Annotated in this window: 6 protein-coding genes; all 6 read left to right on the top strand. The window is 67.3% G+C overall.

Annotated elements, in window-relative coordinates; genetic code table 11:
* Nucleotides 1-185: 185 nt before the first annotated feature.
* The 6 genes from guaA (at nucleotide 186) to KBW98_RS18825 (ending at nucleotide 8,258) form a co-directional block, all read left to right on the top strand.
* Entirely contained in the window at nucleotides 186-1,796 is a 1,611-nt protein-coding gene (gene guaA, locus KBW98_RS18850) for a glutamine-hydrolyzing GMP synthase (protein ID WP_211521703.1), read from the top strand.
* 105 nt (nucleotides 1,797-1,901) lie between these two features.
* A complete protein-coding gene (locus KBW98_RS18845; RefSeq protein WP_211521702.1) occupies nucleotides 1,902-2,483 on the top strand; it encodes a hypothetical protein in 582 nt (193 codons plus the stop codon).
* A gap of 11 nt (nucleotides 2,484-2,494) precedes the next feature.
* On the top strand, nucleotides 2,495-2,677 hold the full coding sequence (locus KBW98_RS18840) for a DUF2256 domain-containing protein (RefSeq protein ID WP_211521701.1): 183 nt from the start codon (nucleotides 2,495-2,497) through the stop codon (nucleotides 2,675-2,677).
* Between the two features lie 68 nt (nucleotides 2,678-2,745).
* Entirely contained in the window at nucleotides 2,746-3,609 is an 864-nt protein-coding gene (locus KBW98_RS18835; protein ID WP_211521700.1) for an ADP-polyphosphate phosphotransferase, read from the top strand.
* 165 nt (nucleotides 3,610-3,774) lie between these two features.
* Nucleotides 3,775-5,670 carry an MFS transporter gene (locus tag KBW98_RS18830; RefSeq protein WP_211521699.1) on the top strand — a complete coding sequence of 632 codons (1,896 nt, stop codon included), beginning with the start codon at nucleotides 3,775-3,777 and terminating at the stop codon, nucleotides 5,668-5,670.
* 20 nt (nucleotides 5,671-5,690) lie between these two features.
* A complete protein-coding gene (locus KBW98_RS18825) occupies nucleotides 5,691-8,258 on the top strand; it encodes a family 20 glycosylhydrolase (RefSeq protein WP_229429288.1) in 2,568 nt (855 codons plus the stop codon).
* Nucleotides 8,259-8,278: the final 20 nt, after the last annotated feature.

Genomic DNA, 8,278 nt, shown 5'->3' with positions numbered 1-8,278 from the left:
CCCCCCACCGCCCCCCCCCCCCCGCCCCCGGGGGGCGGGGGGGGGCGCCCCCCCCCCCCCCCCCCCCCACGCCGTGATGGTTGCAGGCTCCGGTATCGCGCCGGATGATCTTGCCGCTAACGCTCACCGCGTCGGCGGCGAAGCCGCCAACCCTACGTCCCGATCACCGACTATAGCCAGACCCCATGCACTCTAAAATCCTCATTCTCGACTTCGGTTCCCAGGTTACCCAGCTGATCGCCCGCCGCGTGCGCGACGCCGGCGTGTTCTCCGAAGTCTTCCCCTACGACGTCAGCGACGAGTTCGTGCGCAACTACGGCGCCTCGGGCATCATCCTGTCGGGCAGCCACAACTCGACCCTCGAAGGCGATTCGCCGCGCGCCCCGCAGGCCGCGTTCGAAGCCGGCGTGCCGGTGCTCGGCATCTGCTACGGCATGCAGACCATGGCGGCCCAGCTGGGCGGCAAGGTCGAGAACGGCAAGGTCCGCGAATTCGGCTACGCCGAAGTGCGCGCCCGCGGCCATACGGCCCTGCTGAACGGTATCAACGACTTCGTAACAAGCGAAGGCCACGGCATGCTGAAGGTCTGGATGAGCCACGGCGACAAGGTGCTCGACATGCCGCCGGGCTTCAAGCTGATGGGTTCGACCGACAGCTGCCCCATCGCCGCCATGGCCGACGAGGAACGCCGCTTCTACGCGCTGCAGTTCCACCCGGAAGTCACCCACACCTCGCAGGGCGAAGCCATCATCGGCCGCTTCGTGCACGAGATCTGCGGCTGCAAGTCGGACTGGAACATGCCCGACTACATCGGCGAAGCCGTCGCCAAGATCCGCGAGCAGGTCGGCACCGACGAGGTGATCCTGGGCCTGTCCGGCGGCGTTGACTCGAGCGTGGCCGCCGCCCTGATCCACCGCGCCATCGGCGACCAGCTGACCTGCGTCTTCGTCGACCACGGCCTGCTGCGCAAGGATGAAGGCAAGATGGTCATGGACATGTTCGCCAAGAACCTCGGCGTCAAGGTCCTGCGCATCGACGCCGAAGACCAGTTCATGGGCCACCTGGCCGGCGTCAACGATCCTGAGCAGAAGCGCAAGATCATCGGCCGCGAATTCGTGGAAGTGTTCCAGGAACAGGCCAAGCAGCTGACCAGCGCCCGCTGGCTGGCCCAGGGCACGATCTATCCGGACGTGATCGAATCGGCCGGCAAGGGCAAGAAGGGCCAGACCATCAAGAGCCACCACAACGTGGGCGGCCTGCCGGAAACCCTGAACCTCAAGCTCCTGGAGCCGCTGCGCGAACTGTTCAAGGACGAAGTCCGTAAACTCGGCATCGCCCTCGGCCTGCCGCACGACATGGTCTACCGCCACCCGTTCCCGGGCCCGGGCCTGGGCGTGCGCATCCTGGGCGAAGTGAAGAAGGAATTCGCCGACCTGCTGCGCGAAGCGGATGCGATCTTCATCGAGGAACTGCGCAAGACCCCGTTCGAAGTGCCGCACGTGCCGGGCATCGACGCGGGCAAGGCGCCGGTCAACTGGTACGAGGCGACCAGCCAGGCCTTCGCCGTGTTTCTCCCGGTGAAGTCGGTGGGCGTGATGGGCGACGGCCGCACCTACGAATACGTGGTGGCGCTGCGCGCGGTGCAGACCCTGGACTTCATGACGGCGCAGTGGGCGCACCTGCCGCACTCGCTGCTGGGCAAGGTGTCGAACCGGATCATCAACGAGGTGCGTGGTATCAACCGCGTGGTGTATGACATTTCGGGCAAGCCGCCGGCGACGATCGAGTGGGAGTGAACTGAGTAAAGCAGGGCACTGATTTCACGAGAGATCAGGCGAGCCGTCGATCGTCCGACCGGGATGATCGACGGCTCGCCTGTTTTTGTTGCAAACTTCGTTTATATGATCCCATTCACTTTCAACGACATCGAGGTAGGCGCGCGCCTGGTCGAGGCCCTGATACGGCAAGCGACCTCCCTGCGCGGCATGCCGATCACCTACGGCGACCTGCTCACGCTGGCGCGGTCCCTGCATCCGAAGGACGAGGTGCTCGGCCGCGCGGTAGCGGTGGGCATCGGCCCCAAGCTGCTGTTCGTGGAAGGCTTTTGCGCCTTGCACGGCTATCCCAATCTGGCCTGCCTCGCGGTGAACAAGGACAGCCTGCGTCCGCGGGCCGGGTACGAGGGCGACTGGGAAGCCGACAAGCGCGCGGTGGCCGCTTTCGACTGGCGTGCAGCCGATGCGCAGCTGGCGCCCTATGTGGAGGCGATGCGCGCCAAGGTGCCGGCACGCTTCAAGCCGCGCAAGGAGCGGCCGGTGGACGTGGCCTGGTACGCCTATTTCTGCTCGCACCGCAAGGCCTGCGAGCCACTCGGCCCGGAAGACAAGCAGGAGATCATCAACCAGATGATGGCCGGACTGGACCCGGAGACGGCGCTCGCGCGCGTGCTGGCGGCGAAAATCGAGCTTGGCGGTGCTGCCTGAGGCTGGACCGCATGAAAACCCGCAAGAAATCGGATCTGCCCACAAAGGATTGCCTGCACTGCACGCGTCCTTTTTCGTGGCGCAAGAAGTGGGCAAGGGACTGGGAGCAGGTCAAATATTGTTCCGAGCGCTGCCGCCGCGCGGCCCGTCCGACCACACCCAGCCCGGCGCCCGATGCCGGACTCGGTGAATAGCCTAACAGACCGCTCCGCCTTCCATCGCTACAGTCGATTGCACGCCACCTCAACCGGGCAGGATGCAGATGAAGATCGACGTACAGCGTTTTTGCGTAAACGGGGAGCGCAGGATCAGCCTGGACAGCGTGCCGACCGGGGTCGACCGGGTGTACCGGTCGAAGCAGCACTACCGCGAACTCCTCGCCAGGCATGTCGCGCGCCTGAGTGAACGGCAGCAGGTCTTGTTTGCCTCGAACAGCCACGCGGTCCTGCTCATTTTCCAGGCGATGGACGCGGCCGGCAAAGACGGCGCGATCAGGCACGTGATGTCGGGCGTGAATCCCCAGGGATGCCAGGTGCACAGCTACAAGCACCCGGCGCCCGTGGAACTCCAGCATGATTTCCTCTGGCGTACCACGCTCGACCTCCCGGAACGCGGGCAAATCGGCATTTTCAATCGTTCCTATTACGAAGAGGTCCTGATCGCACGCGTCCATCCCGGCATCCTGCGCAGCGAAGGGCTGCCCTTGGCCCGCCCCGATGAGACAGTCTGGCGCGAGCGCTACCGCTCGATCAGGAACCTGGAACGGCACCTGGTCGCCAACGGAACCCGGATCGTCAAGATCTTCCTGCATATCTCGCAGGAAGAGCAAAGGAAGCGGCTCCTCAAGCGGATCGACGATCCGCGCAAGAACTGGAAATTCAGCCTGGCCGACGTCCAGGAGCGGGAATACTGGAGCGACTACATGCGGGCCTACGAGGAATGCATCAATCGCACGAGCACACGCGCATCACCATGGCATGTGGTGCCTGCCGACGACAAGAAGAACGCCAGGCTGATCGTTTCTCAAATCGTCCTCGATACCCTGCGTGAGCTTAAACTCAGGTATCCGCGGGCCGACGCCCGTCAGCGCGAAGCACTGCTGGCGATCCGTCAGCGCCTGGGATGACCGGATCACCTCTTTTGCGCGCTTCTCACGAAACTGGAGCCTGGATCAGGTAAAACCACCTCGGTCGACAAATATTGCGATTAAGATATGTTGCCGACCGCTGCGCCAAGGTCGGCGGCTATCCCTGCATTCGTCAGGGCCCACATACCGCGACCGAGGCAAGCAATGGCTACACACACCGGGCACCGCCTGCACCTGCTGTTCCTGACCGCTATCTGCGGCCTGGGCGGACTCCTCTACGGTATCGACATCGGCATCATCGACCCCGCCTTGCCCTATCTGCACCGCGCCACCAGCCTCACCGAGGGGCAGCTGTCGCTGGTGGTGGCGGCGGTGATGGGCGGCTCGATCCTGGGCTCGGTCGTGGCCGGCATGCTGGCCGACTGGCTGGGACGCCGGCCGATGATGATCGTCAGCGCGCTGCTGTTCGTCGGCAGCGTCGCCGTGATCTACCTGTCGCAGTCCTTCGTTCCCCTGTTGCTGGGGCGCCTGCTGCAGGGCCTGAGCGGCGGGGTGATCGCGGTGGTGGTGCCGCTCTACCTGGCCGAGTGCCTGCCGGCCAGCCAGCGCGGACGCGGGCTGGCGCTGTTCCAGTTCGCCCTCACCGCCGGCATCGTGCTGGCCGCCTTCATCGGCAACCATTACCTGAGCAACGCCGAACTGGCGATCCAGGCGGCGGGCAGCGATGTGGCGGCAAGTACCGCCGCCGCAGACCGCGCCTGGCGCAGCATGTTCCTGGCGGTGCTGTATCCGGGCAGCCTGTTCCTGCTCGGCTGCCTGTTCGTGGCCGAATCGCCGCGCTGGCTGATGCGGCGTGGACGTGCGGAGCAGGCCGCCGCGGTGCTGGCGCGCCTGCGTCCGGCGGCGCAATGCGAGGCCGAGGTGGCCGAGATCGGCGCCGCGCTGGCGGAGGAAAGGTCCCGTCCCAAGCTTGGGCGTGGCGCAGCGCTGGCCGAGATGCTGACCGAGCGGCGCTACGTGCTGCCCTTCGTGCTGGCCTGCGTTATCCTCGGCTGCAACCAGGCCACCGGCATCAACTCGATCCTGCAGTTCATGTCGACCATCCTGCAGCACGCCGGCCTCGATCCGGTGAGCGCGGCCGGCTACGGCACCGCGATCAAGATCCTCAACATGGTGATGACGGTTTTCGCCATCATGCTGGTCGAGCGCAAGGGCCGGGTGTTCCTGCTCAAGATCGGCACCGCCGGCATCATGGTGTCGCTCTGCCTGCTGGCGCTGCTGTTCCATCGCTTCGAATCGCAGCGCGTCGACGTGCGCGCCGAGGTGGCGGCGCTGGTCCGCGACAATCGGCTCGACCTGAACCTGGTCGATGCGCGCCTGGCGCAGCCGGCGGCCGGGCCGGTGCAGCTCACCGTCCTGTACCAGTACGGCGACAAGCAGCAGGTGGCCGGCGCATACACGCCGACCGGCGAGGCGCAGGCCGTGCTGGCGCGCGAGGAAGCGCTGGTGCGCTCGCTGCCCGAAGACCAGCGTGCGCAGCTGGCCCAGGCGCGGGCGGCGTGGAGCGGGCGCGCCGCGCCTGCGATGGGCGAGGGCGCGCAGCAGCTGATCGCCGGCCTGCCGCCCGAAGCGCGCGCCACGCTCGACGCCGCCCGCCGTGTCCACATGGCCCAGCGCATCGACATCCGGCCGGTCGAGGGCGCGGCCGGAACGCCGCTCGGGATCGTGCGCGCCACCATCGGCCCGATCCCCGACAAGAACAGCGGGCTGCTGGCGGCGCTGTGCATCGCCGGCTTCATCGCCGCGTTCTCGGTCGGGCCGGGCGTGTGCGTGTGGCTGGCGCTGTCGGAACTGATGCCGACCCGGATCCGCTCGGTGGGCATGGGCGTGGCGCTCCTGATCAACCAGGGCACCGGCACCTTGATCGCCGGCGCCTTCCTGCCGATCGTGGGCAACTTCGGCTTCCACATGATGTTCCTGTTCTGGGCCGGCTGCACCGCAGTGTATTTCGTGACGGCGGCCTTCTTCCTGCCGGAGACCAAGGGCAAGTCGCTGGAGGAGATCGAGCGGCTGTTTGCACGTCCAGGCGTGGCCGGCTGATGCGGATTGGAGAGAGAGAATTGGGCAAGAACACGACCTTGCGCCCCTGGGCGTTCGCCCCAGCGCTGCTGGCGGCCTTGCTGGCGCTGATGGCGCCCGGCGCGCAGGCTGAACCGGCCGGGAAGCCGGTCCCTCAGCTCGCTGGTTCCGCCGATGGCGCCAAGCTGCAATTGCGCTGGGAACTGCAGCGCAAGCCGGCAAGCACCCAGCTTCCGCAAGGCGGCTCGCCGGCCCGCTTCATCCTGACCAACGGCGACGACCAGCCGTTGCCTGCCTCCGGCTGGTCGCTCTACTTCACCGGCATCGACCGCATGCCCGCCGGGGCGCAATCGGCCGGCCTGGTGCTGGAGCAGGTCGCGGGCGGCCTGTTCCGCCTGCGCCCCGGCCCGGATTTCAAAGGCCTGGCGCCGGGACAGGCGCTGGAATTCGCCTATCGCCACAACGATGCCGTATTCATGCCCTCGCGCTCGCCGAGCGGTCCCTACCTCGTGTACGACGCGGCGCCGGACGCAGGCGTGCCGCTGCGCTACGAAGTGGCGCCCCTGGCCGAACCGCCACAGCGCGGCAAGACCGGCAGCCCGCATTCGGCGGTGTCGCCGGAGGATACCTACTGGCGCAACGCGCGCGCCGACCTGCTGCCCGCATCCAGCGTTCCGCCGGTCTTGCCGACGCCGCTGCAACTCGACCCCGGCCAGGGCCGGCTGGCGCTGGCGGGACGGCCGCAGGTTAAGGCATCCGCAGCGCTGTCCAACGAGGCCGCGCTGGCGCGCTCGCTGTTCCCGGCAACCCTTCCTGCCAGCGGCGGTCCGTCCTTGCGCCTGAGCGTGGGTCCGGTCGACGGCCAGGCTTCGCCCGAAGCCTACCGTCTCACGATCAGCGCCGCGCATGGCATCGACATCGTCGGCAACAGCGCTGCCGGCGTCGCCCATGGCTTGCAGACGCTGCGCGACCTGATGCCCTTGCCCGGGGCGACGGCGCCAGACTTGCCCGAGCTGAGCATCGTCGACGCGCCGCGCTTCGGCTACCGCGGATTCATGCTGGACGTGGCGCGCAACTTCCATAACAAGCAGACCGTGTTCAAGTGGCTCGACCTGATGGCGCGCTTCAAACTGAACACCTTCCACTTCCACCTGACCGACGACGAGGGCTGGCGCATCGAGATCGCCGGCCTGCCGGAACTGACGGCGATCGGCGCCGTCCGCGGCCACAGCGCCAAACCCGGTGTGCGCCTGCAGCCGGCCTACGGTTCCGGCCCCGACCCGCGCGACGCCAGCGGCAGCGGGCATTACACCCGCGCCGACTACAAGGAGATCCTGCGCTACGCGCAGGCGCGCCACATCACGGTGATCCCCGAGATCGAGATGCCCGGCCACGCGCGCGCCGCCGTGCAGGCGATGGAGGCGCGCTACCACCGCTTGACGCGCGCCGGCAGCCGCGACGCCGCGCGCTACCTGCTGAACGATGCCGACGACCGCTCCGAATACACGTCGGCCCAGTATTTCAAGGACAACGTGATCAATCCCGGTCTCGAGTCGAGCTACACCTTCATCGACCACGTGGTCAGGGAAATGGCGGCGCTGCACCGCGAAGCCGGCGTTCCCCTCAAGACCATCCACATGGGCGGCGACGAGCTGGCCAACGGCGCCTGGGAAAAGTCGCCCGCCAGCCACGCCATGATGCGCAAGCACGGGCTCGAGACCAGCGCCGACCTGTGGGACTATTTCTATGAGCGCGTCGACGCCATCGTGCGCAAGCACGGCATGCTCACCTCCGGCTGGGAAGAACTGGCCGCGCGCAAGACGACGCTGGACGGCGCGCCTAAGCTGATCCCCAATCCGCGCTTCACCCGCAAGGGCTTCACCGCCTACGTGTGGAACAACACCGCCGGCGCCGAAGACCTGGCCTACCGCCTGGCCAATGCCGGCTACGACATCGTGCTCACGCCGGTGACGCGCGCCTACTTCGACATGGCGCACAACGCCAATCCGGAGGAGCATGGCGTCAACTGGGGCGCCTACGTCGAACTGGACACGGTGTACGACTTCGTTCCCTTCGATATCATGAGGGATGCGCCGGAGGCGGCGCGCATGGGCAAAGACCGCCTGACCGACTACGGCAAGCGGCGCGTGCGCGGCATCCAGGCGAATCTGTTCTCGGAATCCGTGCGCGACCCGGCCCGCATCGACTACCTGGTCATGCCGCGCCTGGCGGCCCTGGCCGAGCGCGCCTGGGCGGCCGATCCGGGCTGGGCCACCGCACTTGACGCCGCCAAGGCCACGGCCCTGCATCGTAGTGCATGGTCGGGTTTCGTCAACGCGCTGGGCCAGCGGGTATTGCCGCGTCTCGACCTGGAAGGCCCCGGGATGGCCTACCGCATCGCACCGCCGGGACTGATACTCGACAAGGGCAGGGTGCTTGCCAACCACGTGCTGCCTGGGATGATGCTGCGCTACACCAGCGATGGCACCGACCCGACCCCGGCGAGCAACCTGGTAACCGGGCCGATTGCCGAGCGCGGCACGATCCGCGTGGCGGCGTTTGACCGCCGGGGCAGGAGAGGCGCGGTTGCCGCCATCGAATCGCCTTAACGCGATCAACGGGCGCTGGT

The sequence above is a fragment of the Massilia sp. ST3 genome (assembly GCF_018119405.1).
Taxonomy (GTDB): Bacteria; Pseudomonadota; Gammaproteobacteria; order Burkholderiales; family Burkholderiaceae_D; genus Telluria.
Note: the sequence above shows the minus strand (reverse complement) of the source record. Positions and strands in the feature narration are given on the sequence as shown.